The organism is Arthrobacter echini (genome assembly GCF_004803505.1).
Lineage (GTDB): Bacteria > Actinomycetota > Actinomycetes > Actinomycetales > Micrococcaceae > Arthrobacter_D > Arthrobacter_D echini.
Genome location: NZ_SSWH01000014.1, coordinates 30,265 through 53,696, shown reverse-complemented (window position 1 = coordinate 53,696; position 23,432 = coordinate 30,265). Strand labels below are relative to the sequence as shown.

At 65.8% G+C, this 23,432-nt stretch carries 24 protein-coding genes; 10 read left to right on the top strand and 14 right to left on the bottom strand.

Annotated features, from left to right (window positions below; genetic code table 11):
• Window positions 1-259 precede the first annotated feature (259 nt).
• The gene (locus tag E8P82_RS13475) at window positions 260-826 is read left to right on the top strand and encodes a hypothetical protein (RefSeq protein ID WP_136455568.1); all 567 of its coding nucleotides are present in this window, start codon (window positions 260-262) and stop codon (window positions 824-826) included.
• Window positions 827-1,165: 339 nt separating this feature from the next.
• Here E8P82_RS13475 and E8P82_RS13470 read toward each other — a convergent pair whose 3' ends face one another.
• Window positions 1,166-1,954, bottom strand: a complete 789-nt coding sequence (locus E8P82_RS13470; protein ID WP_136455567.1) for a glucose 1-dehydrogenase — start codon at window positions 1,952-1,954, stop codon at window positions 1,166-1,168.
• Window positions 1,955-2,184: 230 nt separating this feature from the next.
• On the bottom strand, window positions 2,185-2,658 hold the full coding sequence (gene coaD, locus E8P82_RS13465; RefSeq protein ID WP_136455566.1) for a pantetheine-phosphate adenylyltransferase: 474 nt from the start codon (window positions 2,656-2,658) through the stop codon (window positions 2,185-2,187).
• Between the two features lie 97 nt (window positions 2,659-2,755).
• Here coaD and E8P82_RS13460 point away from each other — a divergent pair, with 97 nt between their 5' ends.
• From E8P82_RS13460 to E8P82_RS13440, 5 genes are all read left to right on the top strand, one after another.
• Window positions 2,756-3,985 (top strand): aminotransferase class I/II-fold pyridoxal phosphate-dependent enzyme, encoded by a 1,230-nt coding sequence (locus E8P82_RS13460; RefSeq protein WP_136455565.1) that lies wholly within the window; start codon window positions 2,756-2,758, stop codon window positions 3,983-3,985.
• Window positions 3,982-4,800, top strand: coding sequence for a spermidine synthase (locus E8P82_RS13455; protein WP_246021369.1), 819 nt, complete (start codon window positions 3,982-3,984; stop codon window positions 4,798-4,800). The genes E8P82_RS13460 and E8P82_RS13455 overlap by 4 nt, the downstream gene beginning before the upstream one ends.
• Window positions 4,801-4,845: 45 nt before the next feature.
• Window positions 4,846-5,529, top strand: coding sequence for a hypothetical protein (locus E8P82_RS13450; protein ID WP_136455564.1), 684 nt, complete (start codon window positions 4,846-4,848; stop codon window positions 5,527-5,529).
• 123 nt (window positions 5,530-5,652) lie between these two features.
• Window positions 5,653-6,453 carry a YcnI family copper-binding membrane protein gene (locus E8P82_RS13445; protein ID WP_136455563.1) on the top strand — a complete coding sequence of 267 codons (801 nt, stop codon included), beginning with the start codon at window positions 5,653-5,655 and terminating at the stop codon, window positions 6,451-6,453.
• A gap of 144 nt (window positions 6,454-6,597) precedes the next feature.
• Window positions 6,598-7,212: a hypothetical protein gene (locus E8P82_RS13440; RefSeq protein WP_136455562.1), complete on the top strand. Its 615-nt coding sequence runs from the start codon at window positions 6,598-6,600 to the stop codon at window positions 7,210-7,212.
• A gap of 129 nt (window positions 7,213-7,341) precedes the next feature.
• On the opposite strand, the gene E8P82_RS13435 is transcribed toward E8P82_RS13440, so the two are convergent.
• Window positions 7,342-7,638, bottom strand: a complete 297-nt coding sequence (locus E8P82_RS13435; protein ID WP_136455561.1) for a hypothetical protein — start codon at window positions 7,636-7,638, stop codon at window positions 7,342-7,344.
• Between the two features lie 59 nt (window positions 7,639-7,697).
• On the opposite strand from E8P82_RS13435, the gene E8P82_RS13430 reads away from it, so the two are divergent.
• Together E8P82_RS13430 and E8P82_RS13425 are read left to right on the top strand one after the other, a co-directional pair.
• Window positions 7,698-8,210 (top strand): RES family NAD+ phosphorylase, encoded by a 513-nt coding sequence (locus tag E8P82_RS13430; RefSeq protein WP_246021368.1) that lies wholly within the window; start codon window positions 7,698-7,700, stop codon window positions 8,208-8,210.
• A gap of 361 nt (window positions 8,211-8,571) precedes the next feature.
• Window positions 8,572-9,072, top strand: coding sequence for a DinB family protein (locus E8P82_RS13425; RefSeq protein WP_136455560.1), 501 nt, complete (start codon window positions 8,572-8,574; stop codon window positions 9,070-9,072).
• A gap of 220 nt (window positions 9,073-9,292) precedes the next feature.
• Here E8P82_RS13425 and rsmD read toward each other — a convergent pair whose 3' ends face one another.
• Genes rsmD through thiL form a run of 8 tightly spaced genes read right to left on the bottom strand, consistent with a single transcriptional unit; the run spans window position 9,293 to window position 17,477 of the window.
• A complete protein-coding gene (rsmD, locus tag E8P82_RS13420) occupies window positions 9,293-9,895 on the bottom strand; it encodes a 16S rRNA (guanine(966)-N(2))-methyltransferase RsmD (protein WP_136455559.1) in 603 nt (200 codons plus the stop codon).
• 9 nt (window positions 9,896-9,904) lie between these two features.
• Complete coding sequence (locus E8P82_RS13415; RefSeq protein ID WP_136455558.1) at window positions 9,905-11,089, bottom strand: sulfate/molybdate ABC transporter ATP-binding protein; 1,185 nt, start codon at window positions 11,087-11,089, stop codon at window positions 9,905-9,907.
• Window positions 11,089-11,931 (bottom strand): ABC transporter permease, encoded by an 843-nt coding sequence (locus tag E8P82_RS13410; protein WP_246021367.1) that lies wholly within the window; start codon window positions 11,929-11,931, stop codon window positions 11,089-11,091. The genes E8P82_RS13415 and E8P82_RS13410 overlap by 1 nt, the downstream gene beginning before the upstream one ends.
• A gap of 33 nt (window positions 11,932-11,964) precedes the next feature.
• The gene (modA, locus tag E8P82_RS13405) at window positions 11,965-12,768 is read right to left on the bottom strand and encodes a molybdate ABC transporter substrate-binding protein (RefSeq protein ID WP_136455557.1); all 804 of its coding nucleotides are present in this window, start codon (window positions 12,766-12,768) and stop codon (window positions 11,965-11,967) included.
• 44 nt (window positions 12,769-12,812) lie between these two features.
• The gene (locus E8P82_RS13400) at window positions 12,813-13,217 is read right to left on the bottom strand and encodes a TOBE domain-containing protein (RefSeq protein WP_136455556.1); all 405 of its coding nucleotides are present in this window, start codon (window positions 13,215-13,217) and stop codon (window positions 12,813-12,815) included.
• Between the two features lie 40 nt (window positions 13,218-13,257).
• The gene (locus tag E8P82_RS13395) at window positions 13,258-15,489 is read right to left on the bottom strand and encodes an ATP-dependent DNA helicase RecG (protein ID WP_136455555.1); all 2,232 of its coding nucleotides are present in this window, start codon (window positions 15,487-15,489) and stop codon (window positions 13,258-13,260) included.
• Window positions 15,479-16,420, bottom strand: a complete 942-nt coding sequence (locus E8P82_RS13390) for a DAK2 domain-containing protein (protein ID WP_136455554.1) — start codon at window positions 16,418-16,420, stop codon at window positions 15,479-15,481. The genes E8P82_RS13395 and E8P82_RS13390 overlap by 11 nt, the downstream gene beginning before the upstream one ends.
• A 22-nt stretch (window positions 16,421-16,442) precedes the next feature.
• Complete coding sequence (thiL, locus tag E8P82_RS13385) at window positions 16,443-17,477, bottom strand: thiamine-phosphate kinase (protein ID WP_246021365.1); 1,035 nt, start codon at window positions 17,475-17,477, stop codon at window positions 16,443-16,445.
• Window positions 17,478-17,598: 121 nt separating this feature from the next.
• Here thiL and wecB point away from each other — a divergent pair, with 121 nt between their 5' ends.
• Window positions 17,599-18,750, top strand: a complete 1,152-nt coding sequence (gene wecB / locus E8P82_RS13380; RefSeq protein ID WP_136455553.1) for a non-hydrolyzing UDP-N-acetylglucosamine 2-epimerase — start codon at window positions 17,599-17,601, stop codon at window positions 18,748-18,750.
• Window positions 18,751-18,797: 47 nt separating this feature from the next.
• Here the strand turns inward: wecB and E8P82_RS13375 are convergent, their stop codons facing one another.
• A complete protein-coding gene (locus tag E8P82_RS13375; protein WP_136455552.1) occupies window positions 18,798-19,862 on the bottom strand; it encodes an ATP-grasp fold amidoligase family protein in 1,065 nt (354 codons plus the stop codon).
• Window positions 19,863-20,202: 340 nt separating this feature from the next.
• Between E8P82_RS13375 and E8P82_RS13370 the strand changes: the two genes are divergently transcribed.
• On the top strand, window positions 20,203-21,054 hold the full coding sequence (locus tag E8P82_RS13370; protein WP_136455551.1) for a glycosyl hydrolase: 852 nt from the start codon (window positions 20,203-20,205) through the stop codon (window positions 21,052-21,054).
• A 58-nt stretch (window positions 21,055-21,112) separates the two neighbouring features.
• Here E8P82_RS13370 and E8P82_RS13365 read toward each other — a convergent pair whose 3' ends face one another.
• The gene (locus E8P82_RS13365) at window positions 21,113-21,961 is read right to left on the bottom strand and encodes a glycoside hydrolase family protein (protein WP_136455550.1); all 849 of its coding nucleotides are present in this window, start codon (window positions 21,959-21,961) and stop codon (window positions 21,113-21,115) included.
• A gap of 32 nt (window positions 21,962-21,993) precedes the next feature.
• Complete coding sequence (locus E8P82_RS13360; protein ID WP_136455549.1) at window positions 21,994-23,328, bottom strand: glycosyltransferase; 1,335 nt, start codon at window positions 23,326-23,328, stop codon at window positions 21,994-21,996.
• Between the last annotated feature and the right edge of the window lie 104 nt (window positions 23,329-23,432).

Below are 23,432 nucleotides of genomic sequence, written 5' to 3'. Positions count from 1 at the left end.
CGGACGGATGGGTACAAGTTGGTAGTGTTGCTCACCTGGAAGGTGCTCCCTCGATATGGTCGGAATCTGCTGTGTGGTAACAACATTTTCCCACGTCAGGGGCACCTTTCAGCCCTTAAACACACCCCCGCCAGCAACTACCTCATGAAAGCCCGAGGTTAGGTGACATGGTGATGGAGTCCGGTTCGAGCTGATCGATGAAAAGGGAAGCACCGTGTGGGGAATGGGTGCCAAACGGCGGGGTGCGTGGCCGCAGGAGATGCGCATCGCGACCGACTGCCATGCGCAGAATCTGAAAATGCTGCTCTTCATCCGTCAGGCCTGGGTGATCGCTCAGGACGTGCCCCTACCTGAGCTCAGCCCGGCGCCGGACGTCGGAGCGTCCCACATTCCGACGACACCACCCCGGGAGGTCTGGGAGAACCGTTGGAAGCGGGAGTGGAATCGTATCTGGGCCTGGTACGACTCGAGAAAGGTCCGGGGCGCCGCAATCTCCCAGGAGGAGATGCAGGACATTTCCCGGCCCGGCCAGGAGCTCCACCCGATCGTGCCACCGTTTTGGTCCGTGGAGTACGGCACGGACGGCCTCGACCTGACGGCCTTCACCACCTGGGACGAGATGACGCTACCGGTATTGCCTTTGCGCACGGCAAGGGCAGCCACCCCGGCTCTGGTTGCGGCGTGGCGGGACGGTCTGACGACGATCATCGTGCTGCCGTACAGCGGCTACTTCGCAGAGCGCCTGAGTACCAGTCATCTGGTGGTGTCCGCGGAAACCAGGCAGGACCCGGACCTCTACAGCAGGGCTCTGACTACCCAGCGCTGAAATTTCCTCGACCTCACCACCGCGGTGCACCGAGTCCGGCTCACTGAAGGAGCCGACTAGTCGACGGGGACAGCGAAGTAGGTCGGATGTCGATCCCGTGGAGATCGGGAAGCCCAGTGCCACGAGAAATCCGCCGGGAGAATGCCATCCGGCCGGCCAACATTCTCCACCGCGTCCTCTTCAGCTACAGACCGAAGATTCGCAAACTCGATGATAATTGGCAATCGGTAATCGTGGAACCGATTCTCAAGTACACGAATGGTGGGCCCCCTTTATAGCGGACCCACCATTCACTGCAACAGGCCCAGCCCCGGAGAGATCCGGGTTGGCCCTGCTCTACTACTCCCCGCCGATGCGCGCCTCGAAGTCGGCGTTGGACTCTCCGATCATCACGGGCGAACCCGCGGCCCAGCCGCCGTCGACGGAGAATTCGGAGCCAGTCGAGTAGCTCGCCTCGTCCGACGCCAGGAACAGCACCATGCGGGAGACTTCCTCGGGGCGTCCCATCCGCCGGATCGGCACCTTGCCCATCACCACATTGTCGTTCGTCTCTCCGAGGATCGGCGTGCGGATGTATCCCGGATGCACGGAGTTCACCCGGATGCCGAAATCGGCGACTTCCGTGGCAAGGGCCTTCGTCAGACCCACGACGCCGAACTTGCTCGCCGTGTAGGGCGTGCTGAAGGACGTGCCGCGCTGTCCCGCGTACGAGGAGACGTTGATGATCGACCCGCCTCCGGCCTTCTTCATCGATGGCACCACGGCGCGGCTACCGAGGAAGGTGCCATCGAGGTTGATGGCCAGTGCCTTACGCCAGTCCTCGAAGGTGATGTCCTCGATGGGACCGCCTGCGCCGATGCCGGCGTTGTTCACGAGGACGGACACGGGTCCGAATTCCTTCTCGGCGTGGTCGACGAACGCGCTCCATGCGTCCTCGTCCGTCACGTCCAGGTGCAGGTAGTGGACGGCGTCGCCAAGTTCAGCGGCAAGGGCCTCGCCCTGCTCGTCCACGATGTCACCGATGAGGACCTTGCCTCCCTCGGCCGCGAAGGCCCGGGCGTGCGCCTCACCCATGCCGCCGGCCCCTCCTGTCACGAGAATGGTTTTTCCGTCGAATCGTTGAGCCATGATTTACCTCTTCTCATTTCCCGTAGGCATTTCTGCCCCGGTTGCTTTCATCCGCAGACTTCGGCCGATCCAGCGTCGAAGCAAACGTCCATTCGCACGTATCAGAGCTTATATCGGATCCCTCCGTGCATATTGTCTGCAGCGCATCAGGAATGATCGTTATTCCCCCCGCGTGCTCTTTGCAATCGCCCCGTCGCTCGCCGGCGGGGACGCCGGAGGCCAAGGACCAGTCAGTCCCGCTGCACCAGCCGCTCGTGGACGACGTCGGGCACGAAGGGCCGAATGTCGCCGCCCAGTGCTGCCACTTCCTTGAGCAGACTCGAGGACACGTGTGCGAACTGGCTGTCCGTCGGGAGGAAGACGGTGTCCACATCGGCCAGGTGCCGGTTCATGGTGGCCATGGGTAGCTCGTAGTCGAAATCCAGGCCTGACCTCAGCCCTTTGACGAGGGCGTTCGCTCCGTGCTCTGCGCAGAAGTCGGCGAGGAGGCCGTCCCCGAGGGGAAGCACCTTCACGGTCGGTAGCTGGGCGAGGCTCCGGCTGCACAGGTCCATGCGCTGCTCGAGGTCGAAGCGGTACTTCTTCGCGTAGTTCCTCGACACGGCGACGATCACCTCGTCGAACAGTCGGGCAGCGCGGCTGATGACCTCGATGTGTCCGTTGTGGATGGGGTCGAAGGATCCGGGGCAGACGGCGCGGCTCATGGTCCTACGGTACCGAGCTTCGCGACGTGCTCGAGCCGGCCCACACGCGGCGTCATGACTTTCCCGCACGGAGCGCGGGAGCGGCGATACTTATGTCATGACCATAGAGACGCAGCCGACAGGCTCCGGCAGCACGGCACCCTGGGCCAGGACGGCACTCGGGGCGAACCTGCTCGGCGACGACGGCCGGCTCGGCCTCACTATCTTCGAGGAGGTCACGGCGCTGGCACAGAAGCACTCGGCCATCAACCTCGGACAGGGCTTCCCGGATGAGGACGGACCACGGGAGATCCTCGACGCGGCGCGAGCAGCCATCGCCTCGGGTGCCAATCAGTACGCCCCCGGTCAGGGTCTCGCCGTACTGCGCGACGCCGTCGCAGCTCACCAGAGACGCTTTTACGACCTCGAGGTGGACCCCCGAACCGAAGTGATCGTCACCACGGGAGCCACTGAGGCGATCGCAGCATCCGTGCTCGCCTTCGCGGGGCCCGGCGACGAGGTGCTCACGTTCGAACCGTTCTACGACTCCTACGGGGCGACGATCGGTCTCTCCGGCGCCACGCACACCACCGCACCCCTGCAGGCGCCCGACTTCCAACCCGATGCGGAGACCCTCGAGGCAGCCTTCTCCGAGCGGACCCGGCTCGTCATCGTCAACAACCCGCACAATCCCACGGGCAGCGTAATCTCACGCGAATCGCTGGAGCTGATCGTCCGTCTCGCGGAGCGGTACGGAGCGCTCATCGTGACGGACGAGGTGTACGAACACCTCGTCTTCGAGGCACAGCACATCCCCGTCGCCACGCTTCCCGGCGCGAAGGAACGCACCCTGACCATCTCCTCCGCGGGAAAGACCTTCTCGGTCACCGGATGGAAGGTCGGCTGGCTCAGCGGCCCGGCCGAACTCGTGTCGCAGATCCGCACCGTGAAGACCTTCCTCACCTATACCTCCGGCACACCCTTCCAGGGCGCCGTCGCCCTGGGCCTCGGTCTACCCGATGAATTCTTCACCGTGGCCGCGGCCACCCTGCGCAGGAAGCGCGATCTGCTCGGTGAGGGACTGCGCGCTGCGGGTTTCGAGGTGTTCACCCCGAAGGGCACCTTCTTCACCGTGGCCGACGCCGCTCCCCTGGGCTTCGACGATGCGACGGATCTCGCGCGACGGCTTCCTGGCCTGATCGGTGTGGCGGCGATCCCGGTCGCGGTGTTCTGCCACGACGACGGCGCCGAGCGCACCCGGTCCCTGCTCCGCTTCGCATTCTGCAAGCAGTTCGACGTCATCGAGAAGGGCGCCCACCGCCTGGCGAAGCTCAGGGAGCTCGTGTGAGCGTATCCCCGCCGCCGCGAGCCGACGAGGACTTCGAGGTGCCCACCCGATGGCTTCCGGGAACCGGGGCGTACGCGGAGATCGACGAGGACGCATTCATCGACGGGGCCCTGATCCTGAGCATCGGCGGCGCGCAGCAGTCCCACGTGGACGTGCTGCACCCGGAGCGGGTGTTCTACGAGTACCTTCAGCGCATCGCCCACGTCATCGATCTGGTCGCACCCGCCGGCGCTCCCCTGCGGGTGCTCCATCTGGGCGCCGGCGCGCTGACCCTGGTCCGCTATGTCGAGGCGACACGGCCGGGGTCCCGGCAGAGCGCGGTGGACGTCGACGCCGAGCTGGTCGACTTCGTGCTCGACGCGCTGCCGCTGGCCCCCGGCACGATGTGCGAGCTGATCGTCGGGGACGCGGCCGACGTCGTCCTCGAGCAGCCCGACGCCGCCTTCGACGTCGTCGTGCTCGATATCTTCGCCGGCGCGGACGCCCCGGCCCACCTCACCTCCTCTGACTTCGCCGCGCATCTCCTGCGGATCTGTTCGGGCAACGGCGTCCTGCTGGTGAATGTGGGCGACGACCCGCCGCTGGAGTTCGCACGCGCCCAGAGCAGGCAACTCTCCTCCCTGGCCACCTCGACAGCAGTTCTGACCGAGGCCGGCATGGTGGACGGCGGCCTGGCCGGGAACATCATCATCGCCGCGCGCCATACGTCCTGGCCGGACACCTGGACGACGGCACTGCTCGCCGCCGGTCCCCATCCGGCCGCCGTGCTGGTCGATGAGGAGCTCGCCGCCTTCGAGACTGCGCCCGCTCCCTGATCCCCCAGGGACACGACAGGAAAATGCACCGGAAGGGCTCTAGGCTTGGGAGCAGGGTCCGGCGCGCTCGTCGGTCTGACGGCAACGGTGCGCCCGGGTGGTGCGTCCACAGGAGAGGAGCAGGTGGTGGCGGGAGCTGTGAGCTATCTGCGCTCGGTTCTCCTCGTCAGCCTGATCCTCTCCGTCTCCTCGGCCTCGCATGTATTCGCCGCCGGCCATCTCCCCGCTCCGGGCATCATCCTCCTGCTCGGCGTCCTCCTCCTGATGCCCGCCGTGCTGCTGAGCCGCCGCCCGGTCTCCTTCCGTTCCGCAGTGCTCCTCATGGGAGCGGGGCAGATCCTGCTGCACTCGGTGTTCTCGATGACGGCCGGCCGGTCCGCCTGCCAGAGCTCTGCTGCCGCGCCGGGACACCACGCGGCGTTCGAGCTGGCCTGTTCCCCGTCGGGCGCTGAGCCGCTGACCAGTGGAGCCGTCGGACCGATGATGCTCCTGCTGCACGGCCTGGCCACGGTGCTGCTGGCCCTTGCGCTCTCACGCAGCGATCAGGCGCTGGCACTGCTCGGCGCCTGGCTCCGACCGCTCCTCGTCCTGCCCGCCGGCCTGCCGCTCGCCCCGATCCGGCGTGAGCCCCTGCTCGACGACATGCCGCAGACCGTCCCGCCGCTGTCCGTGCACGCCGCGGTGCCTACCCTGCGCGGCCCGCCCCGCCCCGGAGCACTGTCCGTCTGACCGGCTCCCGACACTCGGAGACCGCTGGGCCGGCTGCGGCATTCGACAGCACATCTCACCCATTTTCCCGGCGCTCACGCCCACTCGTACTGCAGCCGTGAGCGCACATCGAAAGGCATACTCATGACTTCCTTCATTCCCTCGCGCGGCCGCACCACCGGCGCCGTCGTCCTCACCACCGCAGGCCTCATGGCTCTCGGTCTCGGTGCGGCCAACGCCCACGTGACCGTCGCACCGAACTCCACCACGGAGAGCGGGTACGCACAACTCACGTTCAGCGTCCCCAACGAGTCCGAGACCGCGAGCACCAGCAGCCTCGAGGTGCAACTGCCCACCGAGCAGCCCTTCACCTCCGTCCGTGTGAAGCCGATGGAGGGCTGGGACGCCGAGGTGGTCACCGGCGAACTGCCGGAACCGATCACGACGCCCGACGGCGTGACGCTGACGGAGGCTCCCCTGTCAGTCCGCTGGACGGCCGAAGAAGGCTCGGAGATCGCACCCGAGCAGTACCAGACGTTCTCCATCTCGGTGGGGCAGCTGCCCGACGCCGGGACCACCGTGATGCTGCCGGCCACGCAGTCCTACACGGATGGCGAGGTAGTCGCGTGGGATCAGGAGAGCGTCGAGGGCGAGGCTGAGCCCGACACGCCCGCTCCGTCGTTCGTCACCACCGCTGCGGTCGAGGGCGAGGACGCCCATGGGGCTGCAGCACCGGAGACGGACGAGGCAACGGCTGAGGCCACGTCGGACGCCTCCGAAGCCACCGAGACCGCGGAACCGGCCGAGGCCGCCGGTGCGGAGCAGACGGCGTCGACCAGCGACGACGATTCCGCATCAGCGGTGGGTTGGATCGGTCTGGTCGCCGGTCTGCTCGGACTCATCGCCGGCGTCGTCGCCCTGATCCGCACACGCCGCACGGCGTAGTCCGGACCCGCAGCGGACGCGGAAGGAGCGGTGCCGGTCAGCCGGCGCCGCTCCTAACCGGAGACCGCACCGCCTCATTGGAGGTACGTCGTGGATCACCCCATCCCACTACCCGTTGTGATAGCCGGGTAGGAGGCTGACGAGATGATCTTCTCTCCGTGTATCGATCTGACACCAGCGGAGTGGATCGCGACGAACCCTGAGTACTGGTGGAACCTGGTGACGTTGGGCCCGACGGGGTTCCCGGCGTACGGGCGACTGCGATTCATCCCCGATCCGGCCTATGAGGGTCAGTCCGAACACGAGGGTGCGCAACAGAACGGTCCCCTACCAGATGACGCCCTCTCGGAGTCCGAGCAATTACACCTTGCGGTGCAGACGTTGCTGCAGCACAGCGGCTCACCCAGCGAGGGGTACCTACTGATGTGGGACGGATGGGGTGAGGACCAGTTCCCGGACTCTGTCCTGCGCGCACCACGTGTGGTGATCCCGAATCGTGCGTACTACCTCTGCAGCGTGTCCCTGCTGGACTTCCTCTCCGGGGCGGTCGAAGAGTCGTGGGAAGCGGAAACCGGTCGTACCATGCCGCTCCCTGCCTTCGTCTGGCCCTCGGACCGGGCGTGGTGCATCACCTCGGATGTCGATCCGCACTGGGCAGGCATCGGAGCTGGGCAGGCGCTGATCGACTCGCTCCTGACCGAGCCACGTCTCGATGTCGTCCGGGTCGAGATAGACCAAAAACTACCCTTCTACCAGTAGCGGCACTGCGCGAGGGAGATGGAGCGAAGGTGCCCCGCAGCAGCACCGGCATACGCGCCGAGGGGTGAGAAGCTTTGTTTGTAGTAATTTGCCTCGAGAACCGACGGCTGTACAGCGCCAACTTCCAGATCAGGGGAAGACCACTTGAACGAAGGACCTGCTCATCCGACAATCCGCCGTGGCACGATCTGGTGGACGATGCAGGGCATATCTTTTGGCCTGCTCACGGTTGTGCTGGTTTTCCTCGCCGTCTGGAAGCCCTCCACCGGAGCGACGATCGCAGCCGTTGTAGCTCTTGTTCTCGGACCCCTTTTGATATTCGGGGCGATCAAGCAAATCAGGACCCTCCGCCACGAATATCGCTACTCGAACGATGAGGTACAGCAGACTGATTGAAGGAAATGCTTCGTCCTGCTGGGTATCCACTACTGAACGCAGGAAGCTGGCATCTTCAGTCGAGACTCACAGATGAAGGAGTCGTCGTCATGCAAATCGACGAACCAGTCGTCGAACAAACCGATGCGCTCATGTGTAGTGTGACCGGGTCCCTCTTTCGAGCTGTTGATCCCGCCTACCGTGGTGCCGCTCTTATGGGATCACGGACCGCCGGGCGGTACTCGCCGCCGGACGTGCCGACGCTCTACCTCAGCTCGTCGCAGGCTGGTGTCGCCGCTGCAATGATTGCTCACACACACGATCACACTCCCGAACTCGAAGTGCTGGAGTTCGAGGTCGAGGCGGATCGGATCGTGGATCTTCGCGATCATCAGGCACTGAGGTCCGTTGGGGTTGATCCGGCGGACGCTGCAGCGGATTGGCAGGACGTGGTTGCTGCAGGCGGTTCACCTTCGTCATGGAGAGTGCGTGAAACGTTGGAGCGCTCAGGTGCACACGGGCTTATCGATCCGTCTCGAAAACGGCCCCAGCTCTGGCATCTGACGCTCTTCAAGTGGAATACCGACGGCGCTCCTACGGTCAGAGAGGTATGCGATCGGTAGCGGATGGATCACCGGGCGCTTCTACGGTGCGCGATGATCCCTGCGTGGGGCCGTTGACCACTTGTTGTCCTCCTGTGGGTTTCGATGACATCGAAGCCGGCAGAGGTCAGTTCTTCGCTGAGGTCATCGACCGGCCATCGACTGCATCCATCGAACGGAGGAGCTCGGTGTACTTGGGTGCATGACGTGAGTATGCACTACCGACCTCATCAAGCATGTACCCGAGTCCAGGCGCGGGTCGAGTACGCTTCCGTGGGCCGGTCGGCGTATGGGAGTCTTTCTCGAGCCGTTCCGCTGGGCCCGGTGTGTCACGTCCGGCGCGCCTGCGCTGCAACTGCACTTCCCTGACTAGGTTGGTCGGATGGAAAATGACAGCCGGACGGAACCACCTGCAGCGGCCGGCGAGCGGGAGACACTGACCGGCTTCCTGGACTACTTCCGGGCAACGGTAGTGATGAAGGCCAGTGGCCTCAGCGATGCCGACGGCGCCAGACGGCTCGTACCTTCGCTGACAACGGTGTCAGGCTTGGTGCAACACCTGACGGACGTTGAGCAGTTCTGGTTCCAGGACCGGATCGAAGGACAGCAGGACGTGCCCACTCGGTGGTCCGCGGAGGATCCCGACGGCGAGTTCCGGGTGAGCGGGGAGGACAGCCTGGTACGCATCATCGAGGACTACGAGGCCGCTTGCCGGCAGTCCCGCGACGTGCTGGAGCGGTACGGGATGGAGGATCGTTGCCGCGGTGGCGACGGCGGGCAGAGCGTGCGGTGGGTTCTGGTGCACATGATCGAGGAAACGGGCAGACACTGCGGCCACCTGGATATTCTGCGCGAGCTGCTGGACGGATCTACCGGGGATTAGGCAGGGCATCTGAGGGCCCGCTCGCAACACCTCGGATGCGTCGGCAGCGTGGGCGCACGAGGATCCTTCAGCGGGGGGCTACTCGAGGACGGAACTCCGGTCCGGCAACACGGGCAGGGTTCCTGCTTCACCGTCTCCGCCGTGAGCGGCGACGGAGAGCGTGGCGCCCCCTGATCGTGGCTTCAGGACGGCATTGATCTCCGAGGCGACCTTGAGGGCATCAATCGTCCGAGAGCCGCTGCGAAGGGTTTTCGGGAACTGCGGGCTCCAGGAACCAGAGCCGCGTCTCCCCGTACTTCCTGTCGGAGAAGCGTTCCAGCCAGTCCGGCCACTGCGGCTCGGGCGAGCGCGTGGAACGTTCCACCACCACGACGGCGCCCTCGGCCAGTTTCGACTCCAGCGCGCCGAGGACAGCCGTCACCTCGTGGCCGTCCGCGGTGTAGGGCGGATCGATGAGCACCAGATCCCACGTCAGCTCCGGCGCCACCCGTGCCAGGTAGGTCTGGACCTTCGAGCGGTGCACGCGCGCCGCCGTCCAGCCCAGCACCCGGTTCACCATGTCTGCGTTCCGCTGCGCCACGGCGGCCGCGCGGTCGGCGGATTCCACGAGATCCACGGTCGCCGCGCCACGGCTCACGCTCTCGATTCCGAGTGCGCCCGAGCCCGCATAGAGATCGAGCACGTGGGCTCCGTGCAGAATCCCGTAGGTCTCCAGCCGGGAGAACAGTGCCTCCTTGACGCGGTCCGTCGTCGGCCGCGTTCCGGTCCCTTCGACGCCGGCAAGAATGGAGCCCCCCGCGGCTCCGGCGATGATGCGCGTCATTCTCCGACTCTATCGTCCGTCCGGATCGGCGTCCTGGTCGGGCAAAGGCGTCGGATAGACGACAACGTCGCTGTGGCGCATGGTGAGGACCACGGGCAGGCCGGGGACCAGTCCGAGGGCGACGACGTCGGCCGGTGCGACGTCGGCGGCCAGCCCGGCCGCGTGGACGCGCACCACATCTCCGCGGTGCTCGACGTCGTCGATGGTCGCTGCGAGCCGCGCCGAATCCGAGGTCGAGTGCGAAGCCGAGTGCGAAGCCGAGCCCGGGCCGAACTCCGAGTCCGGATCCGCTCCGGAATGTGGGCCCTGGCCCGACTCCGGGGCGGCACGTGCCGAGAGCGACACCCCTACCGCGGCAGGCCGCACCGCGAGCGCCATGGATGCGCCCACGGGAACAGCGCCCACGGGAACAGCGTCCGCCAGTGGCACCTCCAGACCGTTCCGACCGGTGAAGCCCGCGCGAGTACGCCTACCCGGCACCAGATTCAGGCCGGCCAGTCGCGCACCGAACGCCGTGACGGGTCGGGTGAGCACCTCTGCCGTGGCACCGGACTCGACGATCCTGCCGTCCTCCAGGACCAGCACCCGGTCCGCGAGGAGGAACGCGTCGAGCGGATCATGCGTGACGATCACGGCCGTCCGCTCCCGCAGCACGTCCCGCAGCAGGAGCCGCATCGCCGGGGCCACGCCCACGTCGAGTGCGGCAAGCGGCTCGTCGAGCAGGAGCAGCGCCGGGTCGGCCGCGAGCGCGCGCGCCAGCGCCACGCGCTGCGCCTGTCCGCCCGAGAGCTGCGCCGGGCGCCGCCCGGCGAGTTCCGGGACGCCCACGCGATCGAGCCACGCGAGCGCCGTCGCCCGGGCCGACACCCGGTGCACTCCCCTGCTCCTGGGCCCGAAGGCCACGTTCTCGAGCGCCGAGAGGTGCGGGAACAGCAGGGCCTCCTGCGCCAGCAGCGAGATGCCACGCTCCCGCGGCTCGGTCAGGACACTGCCGCGCTCGCCGACGTCGAACAGGACGGCGCCGTCGAGTTCCGCGCGGCCCCACGTGGGAGTGAGCAGGCCGGCGAGCAGTGCCAGCAGCGTGGATTTGCCCGCACCGTTGGGGCCGAGCACGGCGAGGGTCTCCCCCGCGGCCAGCTCGAAGCGCACGTCGAACCTCCGCTGGGCGAGCGTCGCGGCGAACCTCAGGGGCATCAGCGGGCGTCCTTCGTGGACCTGACCGGGCGCGCCACGGTGCCGGGTGGACCCGAGCCGCCGATCGGCCGCACGCGATGGGCGCCGCCCACGACCGCGATGGCGACGACGACGAGGATCAGGGAGAGGGCGACGGCGGCGTCGGGGTCGGTCTCGCGCTGCAGGTAGATCTCGAGCGGGAGGGTCCGCGTGGTCCCCTGCAGGCTGCCGGCGAAGGTCAGCGTCGCGCCGAACTCACCGAGGGCGCGCGCGAAGGACAGGACGGCCCCGGAGATGAGCGCCGGCAGGACGAGGGGCACCGTGATGCGGCGCAGTACCGTCCAGCGGCTCGCGCCGAGCGTTGCCCCGACGGCTTCGTAGCGCGTCCCGACCGTCCGCAGTGCCCCCTCCAGACTGAGCACGAGGAACGGCAGTGCCACGAAGGCCTGCGAGAGCACCACGGCGGTGGTCGAGAAGGCGATCTCGATCCCGAGCGCCTCCAGCGTGCCGCCGAGCAGTCCGCGCCGTCCGAAGGTGTAGAGCAGGGCGATGCCGCCCACCACGGGCGGCAGGACCAGCGGCAGCAGGACCAGGGAACGCAGGACGCGCTGCCCGCGGAAGGCGGTCCGGGCCAGCACCAAGGCCATCGGGACGCCGAAGAGCACGCAGAGCGCCGTCGCCGTGAGGGAGGTGCGCAGGCTGAGCAGCAGCGCCGACCGCGCACTCTCGGAGGTCACGAGGGGAATGAACTGCGGCCAGTCGACCCGCAGCGCCATGGCCACCAGGGGAAGGACGACGAACAGGCCCCCGAGCACGGCGATCGCCACGATCCAGCGAGGCAGTCGCGCCGCCGTCAGCTCCACGGCAGGGAACCGGTCATGACCCCGGGACGGGGCTCAGGGCGCACCGAAACCTGCCGCCTCCAGCACGGTCCGGCCATCAGCGCTCGTCACGAAGTCGACGAAGGCGTGGGCCGTCTCCGCTGCCTCCGAGTCGGTCAGCGCTGCGATGGGGTACGTGTTCACGACGTCGGCCGCTTCGGGGACGGCGATCCCCTCGACGGCGTCGCCGGCCGCGCGCACATCGGTCACGTAGACGAGCCCGGCGTCCGCCTCACCCGAGGAGATCTTGCCGAGTACGTCCGTCACGGAGGACTCCTCGCTGACGGGTGAGAGCTCGACGCCTGCCGCCTCCGCCACGCGCTCCGCGGCGGCCCCGCACGGCACCTGCGCCGCGCACACCACGGTCCTGATGCCGGGACGCGCGGCGTCGGCGAGTGAGGTGATGTCGGCCGGATTGTCCGGCGGCACGGCGAGCTGCAGGGTGTTGGTCGCGAACGTGACCGGTTCGCCGTCGAGCAGGTCGGTTGCAGCGATGCGCTCCATGGTCGCCTCGTCGGCGGAGGCGAAGACGTCTGCGGGCGCACCCTCGCTGATCTGCGTGGCGAGATCGGAGGATCCGGCGACGTTCAGGGTGACCACCGTACCGGGTCGGGTCTCCTCGAACCGGTCGGCCAGCTCGGTGAAGGATTCCTCGAGCGACGCCGCAGCGAAGACCGTGATGCTCCCCCCGTCCGTGTCCGTGCCGCTCGATGCAGGGGCGGACAGGGACGCAGGGCCCGTCTGGTCAGCGGAACCACACGCCGTCAGCACGCCCATCAGTGCGAATGGAACGAGCACGACGGCGCGACGGCGCCACATCGGACGGCGCCACATAGCCGGGCACACGCTTTCACGGATCACGATCAGGCCTTCCCCTCGGGGGTCTCGATGATGACGGTGGTGGCCTTCACCACGGCGATCGCGATGGATCCCGGAACCAGTCCGAGCTCGCGTACCGCCTCGCTGCTCATCAGGGACACCACGCGGTGTGGACCGGACTGGAGTTCCACCTGCGCCATGACGGTGTCGGTCACGACGTCGGTGACGATCCCGACGAACCGGTTGCGGGCGGAGCGGCCGATGTGCGAGGGGTCGCCGGGCAGGACGGCGTTCTTCCGGGCGAGACCCGCGAGATCGAGGGTGTCCACCGTGGCCTTCCCGGAGGCGTCCTTCACGCTGGCGAGGACACCGGCGTCGATCCAGCGCCGCACGGTGTCGTCGCTGACGCTCAGGTACCGCGCCGCGTCTGCAATCCGTATCTGCGTCACGAGAAGAACGATACATCCTCAAAAGCGGAGAAAGTGACCATCACCCGCGTTCGAGGAAGGCTTCCTTCTCGGGGTTGAGGTACTGCTCGATGGCCTGGGACAGCCCGGGATAGTCGTGGAGCTCCGGATCGGGCAGGACGATCTCCTGCGCGTCGGCGCGGGCCTTCTCGATCACCTTCCCGTGCTGGGTGATCTTCAGAAAGCGCAGGGCCGAGCGTCCGCCGGACTGCGACGCCCCCAGGATGTCCCCCTCGCGGCGGAGCTCCAGATCCTTCTGCGAGAGTTCGAAACCGTCGGTCGTCGCGGCGACGGCCGCCAGGCGCTCCCGGCTCGGATGCCCCGGCTCGAGCCTGGTCACCAGGAGACACGTCCCGGCGTGCCCGCCGCGGCCGATCCTGCCGCGCAGCTGATGGAGCTGGGAGATCCCGAACCTGTCGGCGTCCATGATGACCATGAGCGTCGCGTTCGGCACGTCCACGCCCACCTCGATCACTGTGGTGGCCACCAGGAGCTGCACGGAACCCTCGGCGAAGCGCGTCATGACGTCGGCCTTGTCCTGCGGGTCCATCCGTCCGTGCAGCATCGCACTCGTCACGCCGCGTAGCTGCGGCACCCCGCCGAGGGACTCGAAGAGCCCGACGACGCCGGTGAGTTCCTGCCGCGTCTCGGCCTTCGGGTCCGGCGGCGGCTCGCCGTAGAGCACCCCGGGGGCGTCGTCGTCGTTCCTCGCGTCGTCCCCGATCTTCGGGCACACCACGTAGACCTGGCGTCCGGCGTCGATCTCCTCACGCGCCCGGGACCAGACGCGGTCGATCCAGGCGGGATGCTCGGTCAGGCCCACCTCATGGGTGGTGATCGGGGACCGGCCGGCGGGCAGCTCGGACAGCGTGGAGGTCTCCAGGTCGCCGAAGACCGTCATGGCCACGGTGCGCGGAATGGGGGTGGCCGTCATGACCAGCACGTGCGGGGAGGTACGGGCCTTGGTGCGCAGCGAGTCGCGCTGTTCGACGCCGAAGCGGTGCTGCTCGTCCACCACGATCAGCCCCAGGTCGAAGAACTGCACGTTGTCGGAGAGCAGGGCGTGGGTGCCGATCACGATCCCGGCCTCGCCCGACGCCGCGTCCAGGAGCGACTTCTTGCGCTGCGCGGTGGTCATGGACCCGGTGAGCAGGACCACGCGCGTGCCATCCGTCGCACCACCGAGCATCCCCGCCTCGGCGAGGGGACCGAGGGTGGTGGTGATGGACCTGAGGTGCTGGGCCGCGAGCACCTCGGTGGGCGCCAGCAGCGCCGCCTGGCCGCCGGCGTCGATCACCTGCAGCATCGCCCGCAGTGCCACCAGGGTCTTGCCGGAGCCCACCTCGCCCTGCAGCAGCCGGTTCATGGGGTGGTCCTGTGCCAGCTCCTCGCTGAGTCGCTGTCCCACCTCGCGCTGCCCCTGCGTGAGGGTGAACGGCAGGCGGGCGTCGAACTGATCCAGCAGACCCCCGGCGAGCGGTGCGCGGGCCGTGGCGTCCTCGCGGGCGGTGAGAGCCCGGCGTCGGGCCAGGGCCGACTGCAGCACGAACGCCTCCTGGTACCGGAAGCGGTGCTGGGCGCGGTAGGCGTCCTCGACCTCGCGGGGACGGTGGATCAGTTCGTAGGCGGTGGCCAGACTCATGAGCTTGTCGCGGCGGGCGATCGACGCCGGAACGGGGTCGTCGAGGTCCGAGAGCCGCAGTGTGTCCAGGACGGTGCCGACGGCCACGGCGATGCGCTCGGTGCCGAGCTTGTCCACCGCGGGGTAGATGGGGATGGGGCGGTTCACGCTCTCGGGGTCGGCGTCGCCCTCGTCCAGCAGACCGTAGCGGGGGTTCGTGAGCGAGAGCTTCCCGCGGTACACGCTGACCTTCCCCGAGAACATGGCCCGCACTCCCGGCCGCAGCTCGCGCTCGGCAGTGTAGCCGTTGAAGAACGTGAGATTCAGGCCGCCGAGTCCACCGTCGTCGTCGTCGGTGATGACCACTTCCAGGAGCATGCCCTTTCGCGTGTGCATCCTGCGGGAGTTCGAGGACTGCACGCGGGCAATCAGCGTTACCTCCTCGTCCACCGGCACGTCGGAGATCGGGGTGAGCTCGCCGCGCTCGAGGTAGGTGCGGGGGAAGTGGCCCAGCAGTTCACCGACGGTGTGGATGTCGAAGTGCCTGGCGAGGAGCTTCGCCACCGGGCCCAGATGTTTCTGGAGCGGTGAGTCCAGCTCCGATACTGCGGACCATGCGGCGTCAGGGCTCACCGGCCCCGGCTCCTGCTGCGCTGGCGAGTTGGGTCACGGTGATGTTCACCGGGGTCCCGGCCCGGTGGATGAGGGCGAGCGCGGGCTCTGCGTCGGGAACATGCACGTGGACGCGCCAGCGATAGCCCTCCGCAACTTCGGAGACCGCACTCATGATCACCGAATCACCGAGTTCGTCGAGATGGAGACGCAGTGTCGCGGCATCCAGGGGACTGAGATTGATGGTGCACATCACCTCCACACCCTCGGCGTCGTTGCCCACGTGGATGTGCGGGGACTGGATCTCGTACCCGTGGAGGCCGTCGATCAGTTCGTTCTGCAGTTCCTCGCCCAGCGCCGCGGCTCGTAGTGCGTCGAGGATCAGCAGGAATCCCACTCCCCCGGCGTCCACCACCTGCGCCTCCGCGAGCATGCCCAGCTGACTCTCCGTCTGCACCACGGCGCGCAGTGCGTGCTGCACGGCGCCGGTCAGGGTCTCCGCGAGCGCATTGTTGCTGTCGTCCCCGTCGCGGTCCGACGCCGTCGCACCGGCGCCGGCGGCACTCGCCTCGAGGACCGAGAGCATGGTCCCTGGCACGGGATCACTCAGCGCCGACCAGCTCCGGAGCTGCGCGCGGTGCAACGAGGAGGCGAGGAGGGAGCAGGTCAGGCGCGTGGAACCCACCAGCGGTTCGGCGAAGGCCATGAGGAAGACGGCGAAGAGCGTGCCGGAATTGCCGCGGGCTTCCTCCATGGCAGCCCTGCCCGCAGTGGTGAGGAGCTCTCCGAGGTCGGAGGCGTCGGAGTCGTTCGCCGCTGTGGCGGCCGCGCGAACCGTCAGATAGAGGTTGGTGCCCGTGTCGCCGTCGGCCACGGGGAAGATGTTGATGGCGTTCAGGCGGTCGCTGTGGTTGCCGAGGGACTCCTCGGCCCTGGTCAACCAACGCCTCATCGCCACAGCATTGGCCGTGACCTTAGTCTGCAAAGTGATCCCATCCGCGGAGAACTGTCGCCCGTGATGCCAGTGTCACCACCGGCCGCCCGGGCACCACCGAGCCTACCGCAGTGAACCCCGGCGGTAGCGGACATTCTGCGGGGAAGGCGGCGAGGAGCCCGTGGTCCTCCCCGCCGCCGAGGATCCAGTCCATGACGTCGATGCCGAGCCGATCGGCGGTTTCCTGCAGCGGATCTGCGTACTGCTGGAGCGCGTCGGGGTCGAGATCCAGCCCGACGCCGCTGGCCGTCGCGATCCGTCCGGCGTCGCGGAGCAGGCCATCGGAGATGTCGAGCATCGCGCTCGCTCCGGCCCGTGCGGCGGTCGGGCCGGCGGCCAGGGGTGGGTGCGGACGCAGTTGCGCATCGATGAGCTCCTCACCCGACGGGCCGAAGTCCGTCACGGGACGACCGTCCTCGAGAATCGCGAGGCCCGCGGCTGCCCTGCCGAGTGTTCCCGCCACGGCGACGGTGTAGCCCGCTCCTGCGCCGGAGCGCAGCACGGGCGCTCGGCCCTCCAGGGTTCCGGTGACGGCTGCGGTGACGACGAGCTGGGTCCCGGCGCCGAGATCGCCGCCGACCACCGAGCAGCCATTCGCGCCCAGCTGAGCGATGGCTGCCGCGAGCCCCCGGGCGCAGTCCTCCACCCACGTGACGGGTGTCTGCGGCGGGAGCGTCAGACTGACGACCAGCGACGTCGCAGAGCCTCCCATCGCATTGATATCACTGAGATTCTGCGCGGCCGACTTCCAGCCGACGTCGTACCCGCTGGTGCGGTGGCCGTTGGGGCGGATCAGGCGGAAATCGTGGTCCTCCACAAGAGTGTCCATGCTGATGACCGTCCGGCCGTCCGGGGCCGCAACGATGGCGGCGTCGTCGCCGGGGCCGAGCAGGGTAGACGTCGGGCGCCCTGCGTTGACGGACAGGAGGGGAACGATCCGCGCGAGCAGCTCGGTCTCGGAGAGCCCGGACACGAGAAGGCGTCTCCCGGGGTCGATCGATGGCTCCTGCTGCACGGCCCTACGCTACCGTGTGTCGGCGTCGCTGACGGGCCGCTCATCACGCCGACTAGTGTTGAGGGTCATGCCCGTCGGCACAGCATCACCGTGCCTGCCACTTCTCCTGACTAGGGGTTCCATGCCTGTCGTCATGCCGATCTTCGGAACGCGGCCGGAGGCCATCAAGGTGGCTCCCATCATTCGGGCGCTGCAGGAGTCACGCGAGCTGGACTGTGTTGTCACGGTCACCGGGCAGCACCGCGAGATGCTCGACCAGGTTCTGGGCCTGTTCGGCATCGTGCAGGATCACGATCTGAACATCCTGCAGCACGGCCAGACCCTGTCCGGGATCATGACGAGGACGATCGACGGGCTGGATTCCCTTCTCGCCGTCTCGCGGCCCGATGCCGTGGTGGTCCAGGGGGACACGACGACGTCCACAGCGGCAGCGATCGCCGCGTTCTACCGTCGCATTCCTGTGGTGCACGTCGAGGCAGGGTTGCGGAGCGGCAGCCTGCACTCACCCTTCCCCGAGGAAGCGAACCGTCGGATCACCAGTCAGATCGCGGGCCTGCACCTCGCCCCCACCCGGATGAGCAGACAGAACCTGCTCGGTGAGGGAATTCCGGCTCAGGACATCGTGGTCACAGGCAATTCGGTCATCGATGCGCTGCTCGAGACCGTGGGCAAGCACGTACCGTTCTCGGATGAGCGGCTGGAGGATGCCGTTGCCGGAGATCGGCGCATCCTGCTCGTGACGACGCACCGTAGGGAGAATCAGGGCGATGCCATGCGCGGCGTGGGACGGGCCATCGGGAGGCTGGCCGAGTCCGAACCCGACCTGATCATCGTGCTTCCGGTCCACAAGAACCCGGTGGTCCGGGACGCCGTTCTTCCGGCGATCGGCACCCGGCCGAACGTGATCGTCACCGAGCCACTCGACTACGGCGAGTTCACCAGGCTGCTGTCGCTGACATACCTCGTTCTCACCGACTCCGGAGGCATTCAGGAGGAGGCGCCCAGCCTGGGCAAACCCGTTCTGGTCATGCGGGAGAACACGGAACGACCCGAAGCCGTGAGTGCAGGGGCGGTACGGCTGATCGGCACCGATGAGGAGCGGATAGTCCAGGAAGCCCTACGGCTGCTGCGTCGGCCTGCGGACTACGCGGCCATGGCCAGTGCCGTCAATCCCTACGGAGACGGAAAGGCTTCCGAGCGCACCGTGGCCGCCGTGGCGGAACTGCTGGGCGTCGGCCAACGCATCAGTGATTTCGAGTACTCCGGCGAGTAGCTCAAAAGTGACCGGATCGCGCCCTCCGTCGTCTCGCGACCGAACAGCTAGATAGTCTTTCCGCTGCCCAGCCGGTCACGAAGTCCTGCCCAGCGAGCAGATAGGCTGCGATACCACTCGTACTCCTGAGTGCTGTCGTCGCTGCCGCTCGCCAGATCCTTGTAGAAGCCGTGCAATCGTTCGGCGCCCCTACGACCGCCGTTGTAGGCATAGCCCGCCCAGGCTCTGTATGCCAGCAGTCCGGGATTGTCGAGGGCTCTGAGCGACTCCGGCGAACCCGCCGGGGCGACGTCACCATAGGCATTGCTCTCGCCCATCAGGCCGTCAAGTTTGTCCAGCATTTTGGTCGAGAACCGGATCATTTTCCGGTGCGTACCGCCCGGAGAGTATGTGAATTCACCGAACATCGGGCCCTCGGGGCTATCGAGCATATCGATGCTCACGAACGGCGAGTCAGCTTCCAGGGAGAGCCGCTGAGCCCACCACAGCATTTCCGGGGCATGCAGGGGAATGACCGGGATCCCTGGCCGGGCAGAGTCCGAGAGGACAAAATCGGTATTACGACGAAGGGGCTTGAAACTCCCGTCGAAAAGTGTCATCTTCGCCGGGCCGGTGTTCCGATCGATCTGAAGCACGAGGCCGACTCGTCCGCGGAAACAGTAGAACTTGTAGTCGAAGGGGATCTCACCCGTACCGAGTGTGCTTCGGACCATTTCCTCCGCTATCCACATCGGCTCCCTCGAATTGAAGGACGCCGATTGTTCACCCTGTATTCGCTGTATTTCCGCTGAAGTCACAGGCTGCAGCGCCATGTGATCGAAGAACTCGTCGTTCCCGGTGCGCTGGAGAATCATGACGCCCCGGGCGGACCAGCCATTGGCGAACTTGAGCACGAAGAACTCGGGTAGGTCTTCGCCGGACAATTCGTCGATATTTTCGAACACGGCCAGGCGCTTCGGTACTCGCATCCCGAGTTCCTCGACAAAAGGATGGGAGATGATCTTCTGTGCCAGCTCCTTACGACGCGGAGTACCACGCCGGCGGAACTCGTCCGCGACGAAACTGAGGAATACCGACTGCGACTTGGGTCTCTCGAAGTCCTTCGACTCCATGTGGAATGCCTCCAGTTACGCTTGCTCCATCGGTGCGCACGCGACCGCAGGAGGCGGTGAGCACTGGACGCATGCAAGCATAAGGCACAAGGCGATGGTTGCGGAACCATCGCGATGGTCACTGCTAGTTATGTCCAGGGGAGAATCACACCCGAGCATATCAACTTTCATGCGGGTAAAACACTGCGGCTCCACAGGCATGAGGGGGCAAACATGCGGGAATGCTGCGTCAAAGCATGCCTATCGTTTCGCAAAGTGATTGCTACAGTCCCCCTACAGGACGAAAGCTTCTCGTCGATTCTGATAGTGGAACCACTATCAGAATGTTGAAAGGAAAAAATTGGAACGTCGGCACTTTCTGAGACTACCGCTCGTTGCCGCTACTACCGGGGCCGCGCTGTCCTCCGGAGCAGCGATCGCGCAAGCAACAGCCATTCCTGGCACGGTAAACGCAAGCTCACACATACCGGCGTTGAAGGGCTTCGGGCACGCGGGCAAGGATGCGCTGGCGCTTCAGCAGATCAAGAACCTCAAACTGAAATGGCACTACTCCTGGAGCGCTCAGGCGAACACGATGACGCCGGCGTTCACCCCGATGATCAGGAACGCCTCGGTGATCGACAGGGATGCTTTCGGCGTGATCAGTCGTCAGCTAGCCCAGACGAAGGCCAAGCATCTGCTCGGGTTCAACGAGCCCGACGTCACCTCGGCCACCAACATGAGTGTCGATCAGGCCATCAGTCTCTGGCCGCAGCTACAAGCCACCGGTCTTCGCCTCGGGTCGCCGGCAACGGTGAGCCCCAGCAGTCCGTGGCTCGCAGATTTCATGAAGAAGGCGAAGAACAAGGGTCTTCGCGTGGACTTCATCACGATGCACATCTACGGATGGCCGAACTCGAGAGACTTCCTGAACAAGCTTGCCAAGCTTTATGACACGTACAAGAAACCGATCTGGGTGACCGAGTACGCGGTGGCCGATTGGGGTGCGACGGCCGCAAGGCCCTGCAAGTACTCCAGGGCTGAGACCGAGGTGTTCATGCGAGAGACCGTCGCGGGCATGCGTGCAATGCCGTATATCGAACGCTTTGCCTGGAAGACCCGGAAAGCAGGAGACGTGAAAATGCCATGCTCCACCATCTTCAATGCGAACGGGACCCTCACCAGCACCGGCAAGCTCTACGCCTCGTTGTGATGACGAGGCCTGCTCGGGAGGTTCACAAGATCTACGGAGTCTCCCGAGCAGGCTTCGATCAGAGCGAGCGGTACAGCTCCCCCGTCTCGGTCAGATCACCGTCGTCGTGAAACAGCGCCGACTCTCCCATGACCGGATCACCGGTGGGCCGGGTCTTCCACGCGAAACGTTCCACATAGTCCATGGTACGAAGCGCCGTCACGGTCTCCTCCATGAACGAGCGGATCTCCTTGCCCGAATACCTGGTCGGTCGCCTCGGTGTGGCTTCCCAGTCCGCTACAGCATATTCGGTGACCCACACCGGTTTTCCGTAGTACTCATGCACCTCCTCGATGTGGCGGAGAAATCCGTCTGCCCTCGGAGGTAGATAGGCGTGCACGCAGACGAAGTCGACGCGTAGGTCTCTTGCTGATACTCCTTCCATGAACGCTTTCATCCAGTCCCCCATGGCGTTGACGGGCGCCGGCGAACCCAACCTGAGCCCGGTTCTCTGCAGCTCGGGCCATGACCTGAGTGCTTCTGCAGGAGACATATCTGCCTGTCCCTCGAGATCGGGTTCGTTGAAACCAAGGAGATTCTCGGTCTGGCCCCGATCTTTCTGATCCTCAACCGCATCGAGAACCTCACGCCGTACCCGACTCGCTGCCCACACCATCGGTACGAACCCAGGCGTCGGTGATGCTCGCGGACGGGAGTATCCCCACGTGTAGAACCAGTCAAGGTTGAGCGCACGCAATTGCGCTACCCGCTTCCGTGAAGTCAAGGTGAGTCCCGTGCCCTTGAGACCGGTACCCGCGGAGTTGGAGAGAACTCGACCATCGGACGGCGACGAGGTACAGCCTGCGAGGGCAGGAACACCGACTGCCGCTGTGATGGCGCCTGTCAGGAAGTGGCGTCTATTGACCATGGATCTGCCGCTTCTTACGTTGTCCCCCGCAGTCAGACCGACTCCGGTGACTGCAGGTCAGGCTCGGGTGCAGTCGCATGAATGGCAACGACACGCGGCTCTCGCAAGCGGATGAAGACGTCCGCCGGCCGCCGCCCTTTTCCGGTCAGTGTGACGGAGGACGCTGAAGCGCCTTCCGGAAGGATGAAGCTGTGACGGATCACGCCGCGCGCATTCTTGGACCATGCCTGCCGACTGAAGCCGTACTTCGTGCTGTTACGCAGCCCCAGGACCTCGGGGTCGATACCGTCGACCCCTTCAAGATGGAAGGTGATGATCCCGAAACCTCCGAGCAGCCTGGCGGACGACTCGAACTCGAACTCGAACTCGACCAGACCACCCCGGATGCTTGCATCCAGGTCGAAGGTCATTTCCGTCGTCGGACTGAAAAGTACAGGTTCTTCGCCGTCCATCGAGGAGCGGTGAGGACTCGGCTCGCCGCGCACAATTTCCTGCATCAGGGTCGGCCATTTCGCCGGATCAAGATCGGATGCGCGCACCGAGGGCAACTTTTCCATGCCGGCAAGTGTGGCCGTTGCACGTTGATAGGAACTGTGATTGAGCGCTGAGTCCTGATCACTGTGCCGGATCTGGAAGAACATCCGCTCGCGGGAATCGAGTATTGTCGGCATTACTTTGTCGACCCTCGTGTGCGGTCCAGGTCTCACCACCGACAAGCTACTGCTGTCAGCGTCGAACACCGTCACGAAGGCCATACCCTGCGCGGATTTCGGGTGATAGTACTCGCGCAGGTTGACCAATTCGTGCTCGCCCTTGTATGCGGTGACTCCGAGCCCGAATGAAATCGCAAAACCATCGTGGTTGAGTGCCCTGTACTTCTCCAGTTGATCCAGATAGTCCGCAGGAAGGACGTCGTCGTCATCAAGGCGGAACCAGATGACCGGATGACGACCGCCCTGAGAACCAAGCTGCTTCACCAGGTCCTCGACGATGAGCGGCTTCACCTCCTCGACACCCGTTCCCTGAACCGTTTCATTCCACTCGACCGGGACCAGGAAGGGGTACTTCTCTGCCGCAGCGAGCAGCATTGCCCTATGCCGCTCAGGAAGTAATTCAGAATACAGTACGAAGTGCTTATATGGATGCCTGTTAGCCATCTGATCAAGGACGGGCAAAGCCTTTCCGATAAAGATCTCCGCCCGGATATCGAGTCGCTGGTCCGAAAACAGGTAGCTCATGTATTTTTCTGAATTCTCGAAGACTCCACCGCTTGAAGTCTTCCACGAATTCGAACCAGGCGAGAAGAGACTGTACCGCGTTACGCCATAGAACAAGTTGACCCCGCTATTCGTATTGACGGAAGACATTCGATCATGCTCGGACCCTGTACCTTACCGCGAGGAGACGATGGACTTTCTATGCGTTACCGATCGACGAGGCCTGGCTCGGGTCGACGCCGACGCTCCGCAGC